This is a genomic window from Desulfurivibrio dismutans, from assembly GCF_029210385.1.
In the GTDB taxonomy this organism is placed as follows: domain Bacteria; phylum Desulfobacterota; class Desulfobulbia; order Desulfobulbales; family Desulfurivibrionaceae; genus Desulfurivibrio; species Desulfurivibrio dismutans.
Window position 1 is genome coordinate 344,464 of sequence record NZ_JARGDQ010000001.1, and the last position, 19,720, is coordinate 364,183.

Here is a 19,720-nt window from a genome sequence, read left to right on the forward strand (position 1 = left end):
CACCCATGGGTGCACGGCGCAAATCACGTGAACTGGCTTTGCAGGCCCTCTACCAGGCGGATATGAGTTCGCTCTCCGCCCTTGACACCCTGCCGATGTTGTGTGAAAATTTCGAGGTCAGCCGTAAGGCTTTGCCTTACGGTCGGGAACTGGTGGACGGGGTGGTGGGCAACCAGGCGGCCATCGACCGGGTGATTGAGGCGGGTTCCGCCCACTGGCGGGTTTCCCGGATGTCGTGCATCGACCGCAACATTATCCGGATCGCCGTTTATGAGTTCAATATCAGGGAAGACGTGCCGGCTGGAGTGGCGATCAACGAGGCCATTGAATTGGCCAAGCGTTTCGGCGCCGAAGATTCGCCGGCCTTTATCAACGGAGTGCTGGACGCCATTCGTAAAACCCTGAACCGTTAAGGCCGGCGGTTGCGGGTCGTTTTGGGGGTGTTTTTCCAGCGGGATCGGTTTGACTTTATGGCATCCAGCAACGGACAAGCTCCCGGGCTGGGGCGGGAAATCGCTTCGGTGGCCGGTATTTTTCTGGCCCTTTTTCTTTTCATCTGCTTTGGCAGTTATTCGCTGCCCACCTCGGTCGGCGGCGCCGAGTTGCTGCGCTCCGGCGGTGAGGTGGCCGTGCCACTTGGCGAAACGGCTGCCATCAACTGGGGCGGGGTGGTGGGCCAGGTCATCGCCGGGCTGGTGATGAATTTCCTGGGCATCAGCGCCTTTTTGCTGCCGCTGCTGATCCTGGCCGTTGCCCTGCAGTCCTTTTCCCCCGTTTTTTCCCTTCGTCGTCTCCCCGTGGTGCTGCTGGGGGCCAGCGGTCTGTTGCTGGCCGGCAGTTCACTGGCCGGGCTCGGGGGCGGTAATGCCCTGCACCTGTTCGGCAATCTTTATCCCCAGGCCGGCTATTTGGGCGGCCTGTTGGCCGACCTGGGTCAGCGGATCCTGGGCGGTCCCGGTTCGCTGCTTTTCTTTCTGGCCCTTTTTGTGGTTTCCCTGATGCTTACCCTGGAGTTTTCCCCCTATCTGTTTGTCCGCCGGGTCGTTTCCGGCGGCCGGGCGGTGGTGGTGCGCCTTTGGGGGTCCAGTGACTCGCTGCGGGGGTGGCTTGGGGTGTTGGTCCGCCGGCGGGCCGGGAGGCCGGGAGTTCGAGCCGGCCAACCGGGCAAAAGGGGCGAAGAGCGCCGGCAGGAGAGTCCTGCCGAAAGTAAGACGGAATTACCGTCGTTTAATTTGTTTGAGCCAGAGCCTTTCACGCTGGAGCTGCCCCCGCCGGGGAACAGTGCTGAACCCCAAGACGGCTCGAAGAATGAGGCGTGGGATCTTGACAGGGATTTCCAGCTGCTCCCCCCTGATACCCCCAATGAGTATCGCCTGCCGACCCTAGACCTGCTGGATCGGCCAGCCAGCCGCGAACTTAACCTGGATAAGGAGTATTATTTCGAGGTCAGCCGTCAACTGGAAGAAAAGCTGGCCGACTTCAACGTGGTTGGCAAAGTGGTGGGTATCTCGCCGGGCCCGGTGATTACCACTTACGAGTTCGCTCCGGCTCCGGGGGTCAAGATTAACCGTATCGTCTCTCTGGCCGAAGACCTGGCCCTGGGGTTGAGAGTGGAAAGCGTGCGGATCGCCGGTTCCCTGCCCGGCAAGGGTGCGATCGGGATTGAAATTCCCAATCCCGAGCGCCAGACCGTGCCCATTCGCGATATTTTCGCCCATGAGAGCTTTCAGAAAGCCTCTTCCCGACTGACCATCGGCCTGGGGATGGATGTGGTGGGCAATCCGGTGGTGGCGGACCTGGCCAAGATGCCGCATCTGCTCATTGCCGGGGCAACCGGTTCCGGCAAGAGTGTGGCGGTCAACACCATCATCTGCAGCATTCTCTATAATGCCACCCCCGATCAGGTACGTCTGCTGCTGGTGGATCCCAAACGGATCGAGCTTTCCGGTTATGAGGCGATTCCCCACCTGCTGCATCCGGTGGTGGTGGACCCCAAACTGGCCAGCCGGGCTCTGCAGTGGGCGGTGCGGGAGATGGAGCGGCGCTATCAGCTGATGGAAGAGGCCCGGGTCAAGAGCCTGGCGGGCTACAACCAGGAGGCCGAAGAAAAGCTGCCCTTGATCGTGATCATCATCGACGAGCTGGCCGACCTGATGATGGTCTCCTCCCGAGAGGTGGAAGACGCCGTGGCTCGTCTGGCCCAGATGGCCCGGGCCGCCGGCATGCACCTGATTCTTGCCACCCAGCGCCCCTCGGTGGATGTGCTCACCGGCCTGATCAAGGCCAACTTCCCCACCAGGATGTCGTTCAAGGTGTCGTCCAAGATTGATTCCCGTACCATTTTGGACGGCAGCGGGGCGGAACATCTGCTGGGGGCCGGTGATATGCTATTTTTGCCGCCGGGGGCCGCCAAACTGCAGCGGATTCACGGGGCCTACATCTCCGAGCAGGAGAGCCAGCGGATTGTTGCTTTCCTCAAAGCGCAGGGGGCGGCGGAATATGACCCCTCGGTGCTGGAGATCGCCGAAGAGCCGGAGGAGGGCAACGGCGACGGGGAAGACGGCACCATGGATGAACATTATGACCGGGCGGTGGCCCTGGTCACCGAAACCGGCCAGGCATCAATCTCCATGGTTCAGCGCCGCCTGCGGGTGGGGTACAACCGGGCCGCCCGGATGATCGAAACCATGGAGAAGGAAGGAATCATCGGCCCGGCCGACGGCGCCAAGCCCCGGGAGGTGCTGGTGCGGAAAAGCTATTGAGCCTTGAGTGCTTGTCTTTCGCCCCTTATCAACCGTCGGTGGCGGTATGACGCCTTCTTTAAGGACGGGGCTTGTCAATGCCGATACGATGATTAGAGTACTGAGTCGCATGTGGCGACAATTTTTCCCGATCCTGACCCGCGAGGTTTAAGATATGCATAAAATAACCAGCAGTACCATTGATCTCTCCAAGGTGCGGGCGGTGGTTTACCATTTGCCCGACGGCGACAGTTTTGCCATCCCCATTGAAAACTTCGAACAATTTTTTGAGCTTGGTGTGGGTAAGGTCTGCGACACCTCGGAGGTGGACGGTTTTGTTCATTTCTTTCCCCGAGGCAACGCCTGATTCGTGGTAATCGTTCAGCAGCACCCATCTTCGGGCGATCAGCCGGGTCTACGTAAGCGAGGTACGTGGCGCCAGGATGCTTGCCCGAATCTACGTCACTGCTGAACGATTGCGGCCCGTTATATCGACTGATTACCGGGCCAGGTGAACGGTTATGATTAGTGTAATGCCCACGCTTGATTTGACCACCGACGGCCATGTCCATACTTCTCTTTGTCTGCACGCTGCCGGGAATATGGAGGAGTACGTGGAGGCGGCGCTGGCCAAGGGGTTGCGGCGGCTGGTTTTTCTGGAGCATTTCGAGGCTGGGATTAACTCGCCCCGTCGGACCTGGCTGACGCCCGATGATTTCGAGATCTATCGCCGGGAAGGGGCGCGTTTGCAGCAGCGTTACGCCGGCCGAATTGAAATCGGCCTGGGGGTGGAGGTTGGTTACAACCCCCGGGAGGTCGAGGCCACCTTGGTCTTTCTGCGGGATCACGCCTGGGACCGGGTGGGGATTTCCTGCCACTTTCTGGAGATCGCCGGCCGTCATTACAATCTGCTGAGCCGCAATGAACAGACCCTGGCGGCTTTCAGCACCTACGGGGTGGACCGGGCCCTGGCCGAATATTTTGCCCTGCTGGCCCAAGCGGTGGAGCAACTGCCGGGCACGGTGCTTTGTCATCTGGACGCGGCACTACGCCATCATCCGGAGATTGCTCCGGCCCTGGCCGCACAAACTCAATCTCCGGTGCTGGAGCGCATCTTCAAGCTTCTAGCGGCCAAAAAGATGGCTTTGGAAATCAACACCTCAGGCTTTGCCCACCACCGCCGTCAGGCCTATCCCGCCCCCGCCCTGCTGGCCCGGGCCGCCGCCCACCATCTCCCCTTGGCGATCGGCTCCGATGCCCACGCCCCGGCGGAGGTCGGCCGTTATTTCAACTTTATGCAGTAGAAAGTTTGATGATCAGGGGCATCATGTGCAAAGACTTGGAGGCCTGCCGGGTGGCGCCCAGGCGCCATTCCTGGCAGTTCGCCCGGTCCCCCAGCAGTTTGTCGATTTCGGCCACCAGGCCGTTGAGATTGATTATGGGATGCCGGGAAAAAACTTCCGGCAGGCCGTAGGTAAGGTTGCAGGCCAGGCATTTGCCGGGCCGCTCGTGGAGTTCCAAGGTCAGTTGCAGGGTTTGTTCTTTGGGGTTGTACTGTGGATGACCCAACTTGATGTCATAGGAGCCTTCGGCGGCATCGCCCAGCAGAGCTTCGAAAAATTCATCGGCTCGGCCCGGGGGCAGCAGTTCGGTCAGTTTTTCCTCGGTGAACAGTTGCTGGATGTCGTTCTGGTCCATGATGGTTGCTCCGCGCGCTCTTGGTTAATCTGGTTGTGGGCAGGAAGCACCCCGATAAAATGCACCGCTGCATTTTAGCAGCGCGACGCAGAAGTTCAACTTTTTTCTCCGCCCGGCCGGGCTTCTATGTTACATTCGACGGCCATGCAACGCTCCCTTTTCAACCCTGAAAGCTCAGCTGATACTCCTCCTGCTCCCGACGCTGCCGCCAGTGCCGGAGCTCTGGCCGGCTTGAATCCGGCCCAGCGGGAGGCGGTCTGCGCCCCGGCCGGACCGATTCTGGTGATTGCCGGCGCCGGCAGCGGCAAGACCCGGACACTTGTGCACCGTTTGGCCTATCTGGTGGAACAGGGGCTTCCGCCGGAAAACCTGCTGTTGCTGACCTTTACCCGCAAGGCCGCCCAGGAAATGATCGTCCGGGCCGGCCGGCTGCTGGCCCATGCTTCCTGCCGGCAGATTACCGGCGGCACCTTCCATGCCACCGCCAACCTGATTCTGCGCCGTTATGCGGCCCATATCGGTTACCGCGCCAACTTCACTATTCTTGACCAGAGTGACGCCGAGGGGATCGTCAACCTGCTCAAGTCCTCCCTGGGGTTGGGCGGCGCCGGGCGGCGTTTTCCCAGTCGCCGCCTGTTGCTGGGCATCATCAGCAAAGCGGTGAATACCGAGACCGGTATCGCTGATCTGGTGGAGTCTCAATACCTGCACCTGCTGGAGTTCCTTGATGATATCCTGCTGATTGCCGAGCACTATCAGCAGTTCAAGCTCTCCCACGGGCTGATGGATTATGATGACCTGCTGGTCCACTGGCGTAGGTTGTTGCGGGAAAATCAGGACGTGCGGGCCGAGCTGGCCCGCCGCTTTCAGGTGCTGCTGGTGGATGAGTACCAGGATACCAACCCGGTGCAGGCGGAAATTGTTCGCCTGCTGGCCGCACCGCGCAACGACGTGATGGCGGTGGGTGATGACGCCCAGTCCATTTACAGCTTCCGGGGGGCGGATTTCCGCAATATCATGGAATTTCCCAGGCAGTTTCCCGGCACCCGGGTGATCCGCCTGGAGGAAAACTATCGGTCCACCCCGGAGATTCTGCAGGTCAGTAACGCCATCATCGCCCCGGCCCCGGAGCAGTACCGCAAAAACCTTTTCAGCCAGCTGGCCGGCGGTGGCCGGCCGGTGCTGTGCGCGGCCCGCAACGAAGGGGCCCAGGCCCGTTTTGTGGTGGAAAAAATCAGGGAACTGCAGGTCTCCGGTCTGCCGGAAGAAGAAATCGCCGTCCTTTTTCGTTCCGGTTTTCACTCCTACAAGCTGGAACTGGAGCTTACCGCCGCCGGTATCGATTTTGAAAAGCGCGGCGGGCTCAAACTTACCGAATCGGCCCATATTAAAGATGTGCTGGCCCATTTTCGGGTGCTTTGCAATCCCGTCGACCGGCTTTCCTGGCACCGGCTGCTGCTGTTAATCGATAAGATCGGACCCAAAACCGCCGGTAATATCATTGATCGTTTCCCGGCGGTGGCGGCGACGGCGGACGGCGAAGAGGGAGCATCGGCCGAGGCCGAGGAAACCAGCCAACCGCTGGCTGCTCATCTGCAGGTGCTGGCCGATTACCCTGCCGGTAAAGGCTGGCGTGATGGGTTGGGCAGGTTGCGTGAGCTGCTGGACGATCTCCAGGCGGCCGGCTCTCCCCCGCTGACCCTGCTGGAACTGGTCCTGGCTTATTATCAGCCGATTTTTCAGCGCCTCTATCCCGATGATTACCCACGGCGGCAGCGCGATCTGGAGCAGCTACGGCCGTTGCTGGCCGGTTATCAGGATATTCGCGATTTTCTGGCCGATACCGCTCTTGATCCGCCGACTCCCAACGCCGGCGAGGCCGAAGGTCTGCCGCCCCGGCTGGTGCTTTCCACCGTCCATTCCGCCAAGGGGTTGGAGTGGGACAGTGTGTTCATTATCCACTTGGCCGAGGGCAAGTTTCCCGCTGGTCAGGCGGAAGACGACGACCAGTACGAGGAGGAGCGGCGGCTCTTTTATGTTGCCGCCACCCGGGCCAAACGCAACCTCTACCTTCTTTATCCCCGAGAGGTGACTGGCATGGACCGGCGGCCGGCGCTTTGTCATCCTTCGCCCTTCCTGGCGGAGGTGCCGTCCCGCCTGCTGGAGCTGGCCGGTTCCGCCCGGCCGGTAGCAAGTGCCGCCGATTACCAGGAAAGAGAGCTTTTCCGTCCTCGGAATGTCGGCACCACCACCGGCGGCGGAGATGACGCCGTCGCCCCCTCGGCCGCCGCAGGGCAGCCCCTGGCGGTGGGCGCCCGGGTCCGACATCCTTTCTTCGGTCCGGGAGTGGTGGTGAAAATGGTGGCTCCCCGTACGGTGGATGTCCGCTTTGACCGTCACGGTTTTAAGACTTTGCACTTGGACTACGCCAAGCTTGAATCGCTGTAAAGCGTGGACAATGCTCAATTCACCGATAACTTTACTGATTGCCTACGTTGACAGGACCAAAACACCATGATGGACTACCAGCAGGCCTGGGATTATCTCGATCGTCTGCAGTTTTTTAAAATCAAGCTGGGGCTGGACAGCATGGAGCGCTTTCTGGGGCGGCTGGGAGAGCCCCAACGGCAGTTGCGCTTCATTCATGTGGCCGGCACCAACGGGAAAGGATCGGTGGCCTCGGCCTTGCTGGCCGTGCTTTCCCGGGCCGGCTACCGGGCGGGTTTGTACACCTCGCCTCACTTGAGCTGTGTGCGGGAGCGGTTCCGGATCAACGATGAGTTTATCAGTCGTGATGATTTTGCCCGCCAGGCCACGGCCATCCATGACGTGCTGGGCGGCGACCAGATCACCTATTTTGAATTTACCACCGCCTTGGCCCTGCTCTGGTTTGCCACCCGCCAGGTTGATGTGGCCATCCTGGAGGTGGGTTTGGGCGGGCGGCTGGATGCCACCAACGTGATCACTCCCCAGGTGGGGGTGATCACCAACGTGTCCATGGATCACCAGGCCTACCTCGGCAATACTTTAGCCGAGGTGGCGGCGGAAAAGGCCGGGATCATTAAACCAGGAGTGCCTCTGGTCTCCGGGGTGGCAGCCGATGAATCCCGGGCGGTGGTTGCGCGGCGTTGCCGGGAACTGTCCGCACCGCTGTATCTGCTGGGACGGGATTTTGCCTGGTATCCTGACGACAAGGACGCGACGGTGGCACCGGGCGATGAGTCGTCTGCCGCCGAGGCCGGGGCGGCGGCGGGCGCTGCCTGGAACTATCGGGGCTTGCATGATGAAATCGGCGGGCTGCGCTGCCGGCTGCGGGGGCGGCATCAGCAGGACAACCTCAGCCTGGCATTGGCGACGCTGGAACTGCTGACGCCGGTTTTACCGGTGACGGTCGACGATATCCGGGCTGGAATCGGCGAGGTAAGCTGGCCGGGGCGGCTGGAATACCTGGAGGTCCATCCGTCGGAAGTTGATGGGCCGCGGCGGGTGCTGCTGGATGGCGCCCATAACCCGGCTGGAATTGCCGCCCTGGTGGCCGCGCTTAAAGATGACTTTTCCGGCTGGCGGTTGGTCGTGGTCTGGGCCAGCATGGTGGACAAGGATGTGGCCGCCGGCCTGGGGCAGATCGCACCTCTTGCCGATGAGCTGATACTGACCCGGCCGGAGAGTGAGCGTTCCGCCACCCCGGCGGCCATGCGGCAAATGCTGCCAGTGGCCGCGCGGGGAAAAGCCCGGGAGGTTGATGATACCGCCATGGCCCTGGAACAGGCCTGGCGGTTGACTCGGCCCGAGGATCTGGTGGTGGTGGCCGGCTCACTTTACCTGGTGGGGGCGGCCCGGCGACTGCTGGCCGGTGAACTGGTGAGAGATGAACCGCCTGAATAAGCGCAGGTAAAACATGATGGACGAATATTGTAATGGTCTGGACGGGGTGGATGGGGCCGTTGTCCGGCGAGAGAAGGCCAGGGCCCGGGAGCTGCGCAAGTCCCGCTGGTGGCAGCAGAAGCTGGCCCATGGGGTCTGTCATTACTGTGGCGGCAGGTTCGCTCCCGAAGAGTTGACCATGGATCACGTGGTACCGCTGGCCCGGGGTGGCCTAAGCCGAAAAAACAACCTGGTACCCTGCTGCAAGACCTGTAACACCGATAAAAAAAGCCGCTTACTCCAGGAATGGGAAGGCTACGGCTGACCATGGTTGGAGGGAGGTAAACGTTCGTGCAGAAAGCGAGTAATTTCCGCCGCCGGCAGGGGGCGGCTGAAATGGTAGCCCTGAAAGGTGTCGCAGCCTTTTTCCCGCAGAAAGGCCGCCTGGTCGGCGGTTTCCACTCCTTCCGCCACTACCTCCATCTTGAGGCTGTGGGCCAGGGTGATGATGGTGATCACCACCGCCCGGTCATCGTCGTGGGTGGTGATGTCGTTGACGAAAGTCCGATCGATCTTGAGGCTGTTGATGGGGAAGCTCTTCAGATAGCCCAGAGAAGAATAGCCGGTGCCGAAGTCATCCAGGGCCAGGGTAATGCCCATTTCCTGCAGCTGTCGCAGGGTGGCCACGGTGGTATCCAGGTTTTCCATGATGATGCTTTCAGTGATCTCCAGCTCCAGAAAATCGGGGATTAAGCCGCTTTCCCGGATGATGCCGGCGATGGAAGCGGCAAGTTGCGGTTGCTGAAACTGTACCGCCGAGAGGTTGACCGCAATCCGCAGGGGCGGTAGTCCTTCTTTTTGCCACTGCCGGCTCTGTTTGCATGCCTGGCGCAGCACCCATTCGCCGATGGGTACGATCAGCCCGGTTTCTTCCGCCAGGGGGATAAACTCCGCCGGGCTGATCGGTCCGCGCTCTGGCTGGACCCAGCGGATCAGGGCCTCAACTCCCCGGACCGTCAGGTCGTTGGCGTCGATTTTGGGCTGATAATAAAGCTCGAACTCCTCGAATTCCAGGGCCTGCCGCAGGCGGTTTTTCAGGGTCATGCGGGCCAGCACCGTTTCAAACATCGAGGCCTGGAAAAAATGGAAGTTGTTACCGCCGTTTTTCTTGGTGTGATACATGGCGGTGTCGGCGTTTTTGATCAGCGTTTCGGTGTCGTCGGCGTCGTCGGGAAAAAGCGAGATGCCGATACTGGGGGTCAGGTGCAGATCGTGGCCGCCGAATTGGAAGGGCTGGGTAAAAAGACCGAGAATTACCTGGGCGGCCTGGGCTACTTCGTCGAGGTTGTCCACCCTGGTGAGCAGCAGGCAGAATTCGTCGCCACCCAGGCGGCAGATGCTGTCGGCGTCGTCCTTGATCCGGGTCAGGCGTTCGGCCACTTCTCCGAGGATAAAATCGCCGGCGCTGTGGCCTAAAGTGTCGTTGACCTCCTTAAAACGGTCCAGGTCGAACATCAGCAGGGCGGACTGATGATTACCGCGCCGGGCCCGGGTGAGGGCCTGTTGCAGGCGCTCGTGGAAAAGCAGGCGATTGGGCAGGCCGGTAAGCTGATCAAAGTGGGCCAGGTTTTCCAACTGATCCTGGGTCTGCTTGATGGCCGTCAGGTCGCTGGAAATCCCCACGTAATGGGTGGTGCGCCCCCGGCGGTCGGTGACGGCGCTGATCGACAGCCATTTGGGGTGAACTTCGCTGTTTTTACGGCGGCTCCAGATCTCACCTTCCCAGTGTCCGGTGGTGGTCAACTGATGCCACATCTGCCGGTAAAACTCCTCGCCATGATGGCCGGATTTGAGAATGCGCGGGTTGTCGCCGATCACTTCCTCCCGGTGGTATCCGGTGACTTTTTCAAAGGCGCGGTTGACTTCGATGATCCTGGCGTCGGCATCGGTGATCACCACCGCCTCACTGGTTTCTTCCAGGAATTGGTGGGAAAGGCGGATTTTCTCTTCGCTTTGCTTGCGTTGGGTGATGTCCCGGGCGTAACAAATCATCCCGCTGCTGGTCATCCCGCTGCTGGTTGGGCCGCCGGCGCCGTCGTCGTTGAGTAGCGAAAGTGAAAAGTCGGCATGTCGTTGCAGGCCGCTTTTGGTCCGAATTTCAATTTCAAACTGGTGATTGCCCTTTTCCAGCACCTGCGGCAGAATTTCGGTCTGGAAGAAATCAAGCTCATGGGGGGGCAGGAAAAAGGGTAATGGGTTTTTCCGGGCTTCGGCGGCGGTGTAGCCAAACAGCCGCTCGGCCCCCCGGTTCCAGTTGCTGATCAGGCCGTCGGGGGTGGTGGTGATGATGGCGTCGTGGAGTTCCTCGATGATCCTGGCTCTGATCTGCAGTCGTTCTTCCGCCTGTTTGCGTTCCAGGCCCAGGGCGATGATATCGGCCACCGTGGTCAGGGACTCGATGATGGACTGGGGCAGGTGGTGGCGGGTAAAAAAGGCCATGACTCCAACTACTTTGCCGTCGATGATCAGGGGGTGCCCGGCCATGGCCCGCAGCCGGTTTTCTTCCACCCATTGGGGGTTCTTGATCTGGGGGTCGTTGAGCAGTTGGTTGGAGACCTTGGCTCGGCGGTGCAGGGCAATGTCGCCGATTTTAGTCCGGGGGTCGATGGGCACCCGGGAGAATTCGCCGTTTATCCGGGTGTGCAGGCCGGCGCTGGCGGTCAGGACCAAGGTGCGTTCCGGTTCCGGAATTAGCCAGATCCGGGCCAGGGCGGCGTCCAGGTGTTTGACCATGGCCTCGCAGCAATCCTGGATGGTGGTTTCCAGGGGGTTGTTGCGGGTCAGCATCATGCCGGTTTCAGCGGTTAAGGTCAGCATCTGCATGCGATAATGCAGTTCCTGTTCTGCGGTTTTCTGGGCTGTAATATCTTGGGCCGTGCCCAGCATTCTATGCGGCTTGCCGTGTTGGTCGAAAAGCAGTTCGCCGGTTTCGCGCAGAATCTTTTCCTCCCCTCCCGGCAGCATGATGCGGTGTTCGACACTATAGGGTAAATGATCTTCCAGGGTGCGGTCGACCGCCTCCTGGACCCGCTCCCGGTCATCGGGGGGAATGGTGGCCAGGAAGGCCTGGTAACTGACCGGAAACTGTTCTGGGTGACGCTCAAAGATCCGGTACAGTTCCGAAGACCAGAACAGATGCTGACTACTGATGTCCCATTCCCAGTGGCCGATCTGGGCGATCCGCTGAGATTCCTCCAGCCGGTTCTTACTCAGTTGCAGTTCATTCCGAGCCCGACGCAGCATGCTGGTCTGGCGCAGGATGAGCCAGAGGATCAGGTTGGTAACCAGAGCGGCGACCGTCAGCCAACTGTAAAGGCCCCGCAGTTCCAGGTCGGTCAAAGAAAGGTCGGTGAAACTGAACAGCACCGCCACTCCGGTCGCCTGCAGGGTAACAAAGCCCAGCAGCCAAGGCCAGGTTTTAAAATGTAACGCGGTGGATGGTGGCATGGCTTAATTGCTGTCCCCGAAACAGATGCCGATCTCCCGGGCGGTGAGCAGTTTATCGCTGTTGACCTCCACCTTTTTGCGCCCCTTGACCGCCTCGGCCAAGGGAATCGCTGCCATATCCGGTGTTTTGAGGGCCACCATATGATCGAAAAGCTCAAGTTCCGCCATGCGGACTGCGGCCCCGCCAAAACGCAGGGCAAGCAGGCGGTCGAAGGTGGTGGGGGAACCGCCCCGCTGCAGATGCCCCAGGGTCAGCGAGCGGGTATCTTTGCCCGTGAGCTTGCGGATATGTTCCGCCACCCATTCGCCGATTCCCCCCAACAGTTCGCTGTCCCGGCCCAGTTCGCTGCTTTTTTTGCATACCGCCTTTTTCATGCCCTGGGCCTTGGCGCCCTCGGCCACCACCACGATGGCGTAATTCTTGTCCCGCAGTTCGTTGTCGTTGATTTTCCGGCAGACCACATCGATGTCAAAGGGGATCTCGGGGATTAAAATAACATCGGCCCCGCCGGAAATACCGGCATTCAAGGCAATCCAACCGGAATCGCGGCCCATGACCTCCACCACCATAACCCGGTCGTGGGATTTGGCGGTGGAGTGGAGTTTGTCCAGGGCTTCGGTGGCGGTGGAGACAGCGGTATCGAAACCGAAGGTGCGCTGGGTGGCTTCCAGGTCGTTGTCGATGGTTTTGGGCACCCCTATCACCGGCATCCCCTTTTCCGTGGCGAACCTATGGGCGATTTCCAGGCTGCCGTCACCACCCACCGCGATGTGGCAGAAAAAGCCAAGTCGGCGGAAGTTCCGCATGATCCGGTCGGAAAGATCCAGGGTCTGAATCTCGCCGGCCAGGTTTTCCACCGGCATGGCAAAAGGATTACCCTTGTTGGTGGAGCCCAGGATGGTGCCCCCCAAGGGCATGATGTCTTCCACTTTTTCCGGGGTCAGGCGGATCAGTTCATCGGGGTCCAGCAGCCCCCGGTAGCCGCTTTTACTGCCGTAAATCTCCCAGCCCCGCTGATAGGCCGACTTGGTCACCGCGTAAATTACGGCGTTAAGGCCGGGAGCATCACCGCCGCCGGTGGAAATAACAATTTTTTTCATGGTGTAAGGCCTCCCTTGGTTGCCGCCACCTGGCGGACATGAACGTACTTTGGTGATTCATAGTAAGGTTTGCTGATAAGGTCAATACCCCGCCGTGGTAAGCGGGTGCCGCGCCTTTTTCTTTAAGATTATCCACCCAGCCCCTTGACTTATCGCAGGGAATAGCTTAAGTTTTCTCTAAAGTTTATAATGGTTGCGGTGAATTTAACCAACCTTTTAACAACCTTAAGGTTTCAAGGAGGCATCTTATGCTGGAAGTAACTGATTTGGCAAGTAAAAAACTGAAGGCCTATCTGGCGGACAACAGTATCGAATCTCCGGTGCGCGTTGCCTTGATGCAGGGCGGTTGAGCCGGTCCCTCGCTGGGATTGGCTCTGGATGAGCCAAAAGAAAACGACACCACCCACACTCAGGACGGCGTCAAGTACCTGATTGACAACGGCTTGAGCCAGCAGTGCGGTTCGGTGAAGATCGACTTCATCGACGCCGGGGCTCGCTCCGGTTTTTCCATCACCCCGGCCAACCCCTTGGGTGGCAGTGGTTGTGGCAGTTCCTGCAGCACGGCAGGCGGTTCCTGCGGCTGCTAAGCTCGACCGTTATGCTTTTTGGCAGGTTCAAACCCTCGGTGTCTGTGACACCGGGGGTTTTTTGTTGGCTTTTGGGCATTGCCATTGCAATCAGCGTTAAGGAGGTTAGCAGCCATGGCTTCAGATGTATCGACGGCGGCCGGCATGCTTACGGTGGAGGAAGGGGGAGCTCTGCTGGAACTGGCCCGGCAGGCTATTGCCCGTCGTCTTGATCGGGCCGTTGACGTTCCGGCCAATGTTGCCCAAACCCTGGCGGCGCCGCGACTGCAGGAGCGGCGTGGGGTCTTTGTGACTCTGAAGAGCAACGGCCGCCTGAGGGGGTGCATCGGTAGCCTGCAGCCGGTGGGCAGTATTGTGGAAGGAGTACAAGACAATGCACTGAAAGCCGCCTTTGGTGATCCCCGTTTCCCCGGGTTGAGCGTCGAGGAATTGCCGGCGGTGCAAATCGAGGTCAGTGTGCTGACCCCACTGTCGCCCCTGTCCTACCATGGCTCCGACGATCTGGTAGCGCGTCTGCGGCCCGGTCGCGACGGGGTGCTGATTGAACAGGGCGGCCTGTCCGCCACTTTTTTGCCCCAGGTTTGGGAGCAGCTGCCTCAGCCGGAGCATTTTTTAGGGCAGCTCTGCCTAAAAGCCGGCCTGCCGGCGGCGGCCTGGCGGGAAGGGCGACTGCGGGTGGAGACTTACCAGGTTCAGTCTTTTGTCGAACAGAGGTGAGGCCCTTTTTGGTTATCCCAGGGGTTGGTCGTCGTAATCTTGCTTTTTTGCAGGCCCTGTGGTACATCCCGCAAGATCGCCCCTGCCGTTGGCCGGGGTTTTTTCATCAACGACCGTGCAAAAAGCCCGGATGGCGGAACAGGTAGACGCAAGGGACTTAAAATCCCTCGGCCGTTAGGCTGTGCGAGTTCGATTCTCGCTCCGGGCACCAGTAAAAACAAGGGGTTACGGGTTTTTTCCTGTAAGCCCTTTTTCTTTGCTTACGCGGAAGTAAGCACTATGTAAGCAGTATGAGCAAAAAACTTTTTTCTCGATCAAACAAAAAAAAGCCCGCCTCCCTCGAAGGGAAAGCGGGCCGGTGCCGAAGGGGGCCAGGTTTACACGCGGTTAAAACCAAGCGCCTCAAAAATAGCGGCGTACCGCTCCCGGCTGTGCCGCTCAACCTCCCACAAGGGGAAGGCTTCGCCAAGGGCCAGCTCACCAACACGGTCGATCAAGACCCTTGCCGACCGGGCTTGATCCCGAGACTCAAGCGCGTCGATAACCAGCAACATCCGTGCGCGGTCGGTGATCGCGTGTTCCCGCATGATCTCCGCGAAATGGAGCTTTGATTCATCACCGAGCCGCGAGATGAAAAGCTCCTGCTGCTCGTCGGCATTGGTGCCGTCAAACGGGTTGCCGTTGCCCTGAGTCAGAGCCTTTTCGGTGGGGTTCAGAACGTTTTTTTTCAACATGTTGCACCTCAAAAAATAGAATTGAAAGTTTCCCTTGCGGGGGGTTAGCCCCTGATCTCGCCCAGGGGGGCGGCCAGCCGTGCGGGGCGAGTGTCCGCCGCTGGCTCTGTGGGGTTTTAGGGCACTCCGCACAGTTGCCCGGCCGATTGGGGAATGGCTGACCCCCAGGGCGGCTAACCCTGCTGTAAGCTATCCCAGCCGCCGGTCATGTCGGTGCGGTTCACGATCCCGGCCAATTTCTGCTCGGCCTCGGAGGCTCTGTGCGAATCTTCCTGAAACTGCTTGCGGGCCGCTGGTGAGCCTTGGGCTTCGATGGAAATTTCAACGCTGCTATCCAGGACATCAGCAGTCAGCTTTTTTGCCCTCTGGATTTCGGCCCGTTGCGCCACAAGGTCAGGTGTCATTTTGTTTTCCGCCATTTTGCGAAACGCTGCCAGCTCCCTGGCTTCAAAACTTACGGTCAGGGGTTGGCCGCCCAATACGGCGCTAACCACCGCACTGTCGCCCTCTTGAATGGCGCGGGACACGGCCGCCGACCGGTCAGCGGGGTTCATAGCCCTCAACACTGCCCGAATTTCCCCGGCATCTTGGGTAGGGGTCAGCAGTTGCTCGGAAATTTTTCGGTTCAGTTCACCTTCCCTGAGCTTGAGCCGGTCAAAAGCGGACCTGGCCCGGCTGACGACGGTGTTGAGCGTTTTTGTGGTCAGCGCCTCGACGCGGCCCAAATGAGCGGCGGCCGTGGATTTCGGGTCTTTGTGCCGCCTGACTCCGTCCAGGGCTTCCCAAGCGGTAGCGGCGTGGCGTTGGGCGGCCAAGGCCTCCCGGATCGCGCTGTCGGCGGTGTCGCCGTTAAAGCTCTTGTGCCAGCCATCAGCGGCCGTCAGCGGGGAGGGCAAATTCAGGGGCGGCAATCCTACGTTATACTCCGGTTTTTTCGTCATTTTATACCTCTTCGGTGATGGTTTCGGCCGGGATCGACCATAGAATCGGCAAAGCGCCGGGGTTCTCTTCTTTGGCTGCTGCAATGGCTCGGGCCGTCAGGGCCGGGTCAGACTCTCCAGGGTCGCGCATAATCTGGCGGCCGGTGGTCAGCTCCCAGCCGCCGACCTCATCAATGGCGGGGCCGCCGTCTGGCCCTGGTTTGACTGTTACGATTTTGACGCACTCCGGGCCGGTGGTCAGGTGTTGGGCCTCCAGGCGGGCAAGGCGTTTCTGTAGATCGCTCATGGTTTCAGCACCTCCCCCGGCTGAATGGTGCGGAATTTTCCGCCGGGCAAAGTGATCTTGATCGGCCCTTTCGCCGGTTCCACCGTGAATAGAAACGAAAGGGGCGGTGGCGGTGGCTGGTTCAGCTTCTCAAGGGCTTCAATTCGTCGTTTCATCGGTTGCATTTTCCTTGCTCCTGTCTGTTTTCGATCTCTGTTAATCTGGCTTCAATCTCTGTTAATTCAAGCACTTTGGCATGATCGGACACCACGCGGGCCAGGGTTGCCGCCTCGCCGGGCATCAGATCCCCGATTGAAACGGCTTCCAGTATTGCCCCGGTAAGTTCCGACAATTCGCGGCTGGCGGTGATCTTGGGCAACCGCAGCTTGACGGCTTTTTCCTTGGCAACCGGCACCAGCCTTTCAATGCAAAGGCGCAAGGCTTGAATATCGCCGTTTAAGGCCAGTTCTACGGCTTTTCGGGTCAAGCCCTCTAGTTCCCCCTCTAGCAACTCCAGGGCCGCCAGGGTGGCTTTGTTTCGGCTTCCTTTGGGCCTTCCTTTGGGGTTCCCGCTTTGCCCCGGCTTGAACAGGTGCGGGGCTGTTTCTGATTCTGCTTTGTCAGTCATGGGGGGCCTCTTTGGTGGGCATTGGAACGCCTCGATCATGCAAGCGCCCTATTAGCAGGGCCAGCAATTCGGGGAGGGGGTGCTTGTTTGCCAGGTCACGGGCCGCCTCTTCCTGCTCCGGGCCTTCATGGTCCAGACCGGCCAGGGCAAGGGCGATATAGTTTGTGGTCCCGTCTTGGCCCTCAAGCCTCTTCAGTCTCTGTTTTGCGTTCATCGTTTTTGCCTCCGTGCTTACAAGGTGCTTACATTCTGGCCGGGCTGTTTTGTAAGGTCTTGCCGCTGGCCGCTTTTTTTCTTGCCAACAAGGGATAGGGTGTCCCTTGCTTTTTGGTGGGGGTACGGAACATGGAACAACCCCCTAGGGTGCTGTTCCGTGTGTTCCGCTTAGACCCGTGGAACATGTTCCCTTAATGTTCCGCTTGTGTTCCGCTGTTCCGCTTCATCGTTAATCCCTGTATTGACGGGGTTTTCCAGGATTTCACCGGTCATAAAATCAATGTTCCCCTGGTCCATTTCTGCCCCGTTGTCAGCCTGGTGTTCCGCTGGGGGCAAATGTTCCGCTGTTCCGCTGTCCCGGTCGCCGGAAAAAGCCTTTTCAATCTCCCGCTCCCGAAGTCCTGCATCGGGGGTGGTCATCCGGTAAAGGTCATTTTTCGCGGTTGCCATGCCGTCAGCGGTAAGGGCCTTTCTCAACCGCTGGAAGGCCATTTTTTTTGCTGGCGCATTATCGGCGGTGCTGATCTCGTAGAAAACCGGCCGCCAGTCCTCCAGGTGCAAGCCCAGAAAAGATCCGTCATCGTTTAGGGTGGGGGCCTTTTCGGCGGCGCACCAGAAAGAGGCCACGCCCTGCCGTTGGCTTTCGGTCATGATCTTTGCCCGTTTCAGGCTGTCCCGGCTGTCAACTTTGATCGCGCAACTGGTGATGGGGTCGCCATCATCGTCAATGCCCAGGTTGACCACCTCAAGGGAAAAGGGGTGTTCCGTGCCGTCTAAGCCCTCTTTCACCTTGTCGGCCCGCCATAGTCGTTGCTGCCCTCGGCGCTTCACCTCTATGGAAGCATCAAGGGCCGGAAGCTGGCTAGAATGGCCCCGTGCGCCCTTTGTTGCGTCTTTGCCGGTATGGGCTATCAAAAGGGCGAAACCTTCAATAGTTGCGGCCAGGGTCTTGGCCCCGTCGATAATTTGGCCCATGTCCTTGCCTGAATTTTCGTCAGCATCAGGGGCGGCGCAAGCCTGCGTGTCGATAACCACTATGGCACCTTTGGGCGACACGGTGGCCAGGTCGGCCACGTCTTGCGGCTGGTTAATGCGGAATGGCTGCATGACCATGAAAAAATCACGGGGCAGGCTATCCCGGCCGTTTGCCTTCTTCCAGGCTTCGGCCCGCAACTTGAAACCGGCTTCACCCTCAAGGGCCAGGTAAACCACCGGCCGCTGTTTGACGCGATAGCCGAACCAGTCCCGGCCCTCGGCAACGTGACAAACCATGTCCCATACAAGGAACGATTTACCCTCTTTGCTTGGCCCGAATGTTTGACCAAGGCCACGGCTAGGCAAAACGCCCTTGATTACCCATTCCACCGGGGGCAGGGCCTCAAGGTCGGCACCGGTCAGCAGCTTAAAGCGGGGGCCGGTCTCTTTGTTGCTCCCGGCTGTTTCTGTCGCCCTGGTTTCATTCGCAAGCGCCCGTGCTGCCGCCCGGAAGTCCCCGCCGTGTTCGTAGGCGGTGAACAATCCGAAAGCGGTATAAGATCGCTCAGGCTCAAGCGGTCCCGCGTTGCTGCTCCAGCAATAGAAATTGCCTGTTTTGTCCAGCAGGACACCGGAACAACCTTCACCTTTACCGGGGCGGGTCCATGCTTCCCCGGCCGTGGTGCGGTCGCCAGGCTTCCAGCCGTGGGCCGCCAGTAGCTCGGCCGCGCTGTGGTTGCGGTTGTAGATGTCGCCGGGGTTGTCTGTGGTGGGCGGGGTCAGCGGGAGTGAAGATAAAAGATCGCTTTTCGCGGTCAGGTCCGGGGCGGGCCGCAAGTCAAAGGCTTTGGCCGCCCGGTGAAGGGTTGCCACCTCATCGGCCGACAAGGTGGGGCAGTCGGTCAGACTCCCGGCAAGCGGGGTATAACCGGGGCTGGGAGCGGTCAGGAAATAGCCACCCTCGCCGCGTGTCTCAATCCGTACCTGTTTCTTGTCAGACGAAACGGCCAGTTTTTGGTTGCCCTTAACCGGGTCATTGCACCGATACGCCAGGTGATAACCGCCGCTTGGTGTTTGGAAACGGGGTAAACGGTCAGCCAGGCCGGGGGCCATCTGCTCCAGCGTTTCAAGGAACGGCTGAAAGGCTTTGGGGTCGTCAAAATCTAACAACTCAAGGCCGCCGGAAACCTTGCCCGCAACCACGGCCAGCCGTGCGCCGTTGCTGAATTTCTGCCGGGCTGTTTCCGGGGTCATGGGCTGGCCCTGGTAGTCTTGCCACCGCCCCCGCGGGGTCTTGTCGGCGTTCACTGGAATAACCGAGAAACCGGCCGCCAGGAAGTCAAGCGCCGCCTGTTGGGTGCTGGCCGTCATTATTCACGCTCCAGGGTGTACTTGGCCACCCTGTGCATTTTGCCGCTTGCACCTGGTTCCCAAACCCAATGGGTCAGTATTTTGTAGCCCATCTTCCGCAGCTCGCAGACACGGCCGCCGGGGTGTAAAACTCCGAGATGGTCACGGCTGTAAATTGTCGTCAGGCTGTGGCTTGCCAGGTGGTTAAGCATCGCTTGACGTTGGGCCGCTGCCCCGCTATAGTTGTTTTGCCGTTTGTTGTTTTGCCCCTGCCCGTGGTTGCCGCCATTGGTGGGGGCGCTTTGGTTCTGGCTCATTTTTTCACCTCTTTGCTTTCAGGGTGCTTTCAGCCCTGGATTTCTCCAGGCATTTTCACGCTAAAACAGGTAGTTCCGT

At 59.7% G+C, this 19,720-nt stretch carries 20 protein-coding genes and 1 tRNA gene; 10 read left to right on the plus strand and 11 right to left on the minus strand.

Annotated elements, in window-relative coordinates; all coding sequences use genetic code 11:
• The first annotated feature begins 5 nt into the window (after window positions 1-5).
• The 4 genes from nusB to P0N66_RS01570 all read left to right on the plus strand — a co-directional run bounded on the left by nusB (window position 6) and on the right by P0N66_RS01570 (window position 4,045).
• Window positions 6-413: a transcription antitermination factor NusB gene (nusB, locus tag P0N66_RS01555; protein WP_275802193.1), complete on the plus strand. Its 408-nt coding sequence runs from the start codon at window positions 6-8 to the stop codon at window positions 411-413.
• A gap of 57 nt (window positions 414-470) precedes the next feature.
• Window positions 471-2,762, plus strand: a complete 2,292-nt coding sequence (locus tag P0N66_RS01560) for an FtsK/SpoIIIE family DNA translocase (RefSeq protein ID WP_275802194.1) — start codon at window positions 471-473, stop codon at window positions 2,760-2,762.
• A 154-nt stretch (window positions 2,763-2,916) separates the two neighbouring features.
• Entirely contained in the window at window positions 2,917-3,108 is a 192-nt protein-coding gene (locus P0N66_RS01565) for a hypothetical protein (protein ID WP_275802195.1), read from the plus strand.
• A gap of 154 nt (window positions 3,109-3,262) precedes the next feature.
• A complete protein-coding gene (locus P0N66_RS01570) occupies window positions 3,263-4,045 on the plus strand; it encodes a histidinol-phosphatase HisJ family protein (RefSeq protein WP_275802196.1) in 783 nt (260 codons plus the stop codon).
• Here the strand turns inward: P0N66_RS01570 and P0N66_RS01575 are convergent.
• Window positions 4,035-4,439: a pancreas/duodenum homeobox protein 1 gene (locus tag P0N66_RS01575; RefSeq protein WP_275802197.1), complete on the minus strand. Its 405-nt coding sequence runs from the start codon at window positions 4,437-4,439 to the stop codon at window positions 4,035-4,037. The genes P0N66_RS01570 and P0N66_RS01575 overlap by 11 nt on opposite strands.
• A gap of 144 nt (window positions 4,440-4,583) precedes the next feature.
• Here P0N66_RS01575 and P0N66_RS01580 point away from each other — a divergent pair, with 144 nt between their 5' ends.
• The 3 genes from P0N66_RS01580 to P0N66_RS01590 all read left to right on the plus strand — a co-directional run bounded on the left by P0N66_RS01580 (window position 4,584) and on the right by P0N66_RS01590 (window position 8,628).
• Window positions 4,584-6,887 carry an ATP-dependent helicase gene (locus tag P0N66_RS01580; RefSeq protein WP_275802198.1) on the plus strand — a complete coding sequence of 768 codons (2,304 nt, stop codon included), beginning with the start codon at window positions 4,584-4,586 and terminating at the stop codon, window positions 6,885-6,887.
• Between the two features lie 66 nt (window positions 6,888-6,953).
• The gene (locus tag P0N66_RS01585; RefSeq protein WP_275802199.1) at window positions 6,954-8,324 is read left to right on the plus strand and encodes a bifunctional folylpolyglutamate synthase/dihydrofolate synthase; all 1,371 of its coding nucleotides are present in this window, start codon (window positions 6,954-6,956) and stop codon (window positions 8,322-8,324) included.
• A 16-nt stretch (window positions 8,325-8,340) separates the two neighbouring features.
• Window positions 8,341-8,628: an HNH endonuclease gene (locus P0N66_RS01590; protein ID WP_431189989.1), complete on the plus strand. Its 288-nt coding sequence runs from the start codon at window positions 8,341-8,343 to the stop codon at window positions 8,626-8,628.
• Here the strand turns inward: P0N66_RS01590 and P0N66_RS01595 are convergent.
• Together P0N66_RS01595 and P0N66_RS01600 are read right to left on the minus strand one after the other, a co-directional pair.
• Entirely contained in the window at window positions 8,619-11,810 is a 3,192-nt protein-coding gene (locus P0N66_RS01595; RefSeq protein ID WP_275802201.1) for an EAL domain-containing protein, read from the minus strand. The two genes, P0N66_RS01590 and P0N66_RS01595, sit on opposite strands and share 10 nt — an antisense overlap.
• 3 nt (window positions 11,811-11,813) lie before the next feature.
• Window positions 11,814-12,911: a 6-phosphofructokinase gene (locus P0N66_RS01600; RefSeq protein WP_275802202.1), complete on the minus strand. Its 1,098-nt coding sequence runs from the start codon at window positions 12,909-12,911 to the stop codon at window positions 11,814-11,816.
• Window positions 12,912-13,159: 248 nt separating this feature from the next.
• Here P0N66_RS01600 and P0N66_RS01605 point away from each other — a divergent pair, with 248 nt between their 5' ends.
• The 3 genes from P0N66_RS01605 (at window position 13,160) to P0N66_RS01615 (ending at window position 14,426) form a co-directional block, all read left to right on the plus strand.
• Entirely contained in the window at window positions 13,160-13,498 is a 339-nt protein-coding gene (locus P0N66_RS01605; protein WP_275802203.1) for an IscA/HesB family protein, read from the plus strand.
• 114 nt (window positions 13,499-13,612) lie between these two features.
• Window positions 13,613-14,215, plus strand: coding sequence for an AmmeMemoRadiSam system protein A (gene amrA, locus P0N66_RS01610; RefSeq protein ID WP_275802204.1), 603 nt, complete (start codon window positions 13,613-13,615; stop codon window positions 14,213-14,215).
• 124 nt (window positions 14,216-14,339) lie between these two features.
• Window positions 14,340-14,426, plus strand: a tRNA-Leu gene (locus P0N66_RS01615).
• Window positions 14,427-14,592: 166 nt separating this feature from the next.
• On the opposite strand, the gene P0N66_RS01620 is transcribed toward P0N66_RS01615, so the two are convergent.
• The 8 genes from P0N66_RS01620 to P0N66_RS01655 all read right to left on the minus strand — a co-directional run bounded on the left by P0N66_RS01620 (window position 14,593) and on the right by P0N66_RS01655 (window position 19,641).
• Window positions 14,593-14,949: a hypothetical protein gene (locus tag P0N66_RS01620; protein WP_275802205.1), complete on the minus strand. Its 357-nt coding sequence runs from the start codon at window positions 14,947-14,949 to the stop codon at window positions 14,593-14,595.
• 173 nt (window positions 14,950-15,122) lie between these two features.
• The gene (locus P0N66_RS01625) at window positions 15,123-15,764 is read right to left on the minus strand and encodes a hypothetical protein (protein WP_275802206.1); all 642 of its coding nucleotides are present in this window, start codon (window positions 15,762-15,764) and stop codon (window positions 15,123-15,125) included.
• A 127-nt stretch (window positions 15,765-15,891) separates the two neighbouring features.
• Window positions 15,892-16,176 carry a hypothetical protein gene (locus P0N66_RS01630; RefSeq protein WP_275802207.1) on the minus strand — a complete coding sequence of 95 codons (285 nt, stop codon included), beginning with the start codon at window positions 16,174-16,176 and terminating at the stop codon, window positions 15,892-15,894.
• Window positions 16,173-16,331 (minus strand): hypothetical protein, encoded by a 159-nt coding sequence (locus tag P0N66_RS01635; protein ID WP_275802208.1) that lies wholly within the window; start codon window positions 16,329-16,331, stop codon window positions 16,173-16,175. Before P0N66_RS01635 ends, P0N66_RS01630 begins: the two co-directional genes overlap by 4 nt.
• Window positions 16,328-16,783 carry a DUF5681 domain-containing protein gene (locus P0N66_RS01640; protein ID WP_275802209.1) on the minus strand — a complete coding sequence of 152 codons (456 nt, stop codon included), beginning with the start codon at window positions 16,781-16,783 and terminating at the stop codon, window positions 16,328-16,330. Before P0N66_RS01640 ends, P0N66_RS01635 begins: the two co-directional genes overlap by 4 nt.
• A complete protein-coding gene (locus P0N66_RS01645) occupies window positions 16,776-16,997 on the minus strand; it encodes a hypothetical protein (protein WP_275802210.1) in 222 nt (73 codons plus the stop codon). Before P0N66_RS01645 ends, P0N66_RS01640 begins: the two co-directional genes overlap by 8 nt.
• A 170-nt stretch (window positions 16,998-17,167) precedes the next feature.
• Window positions 17,168-19,345: an AAA family ATPase gene (locus P0N66_RS01650; RefSeq protein WP_275802211.1), complete on the minus strand. Its 2,178-nt coding sequence runs from the start codon at window positions 19,343-19,345 to the stop codon at window positions 17,168-17,170.
• Window positions 19,345-19,641, minus strand: coding sequence for a helix-turn-helix domain-containing protein (locus tag P0N66_RS01655; protein ID WP_275802212.1), 297 nt, complete (start codon window positions 19,639-19,641; stop codon window positions 19,345-19,347). Before P0N66_RS01655 ends, P0N66_RS01650 begins: the two co-directional genes overlap by 1 nt.
• Window positions 19,642-19,720: the final 79 nt, after the last annotated feature.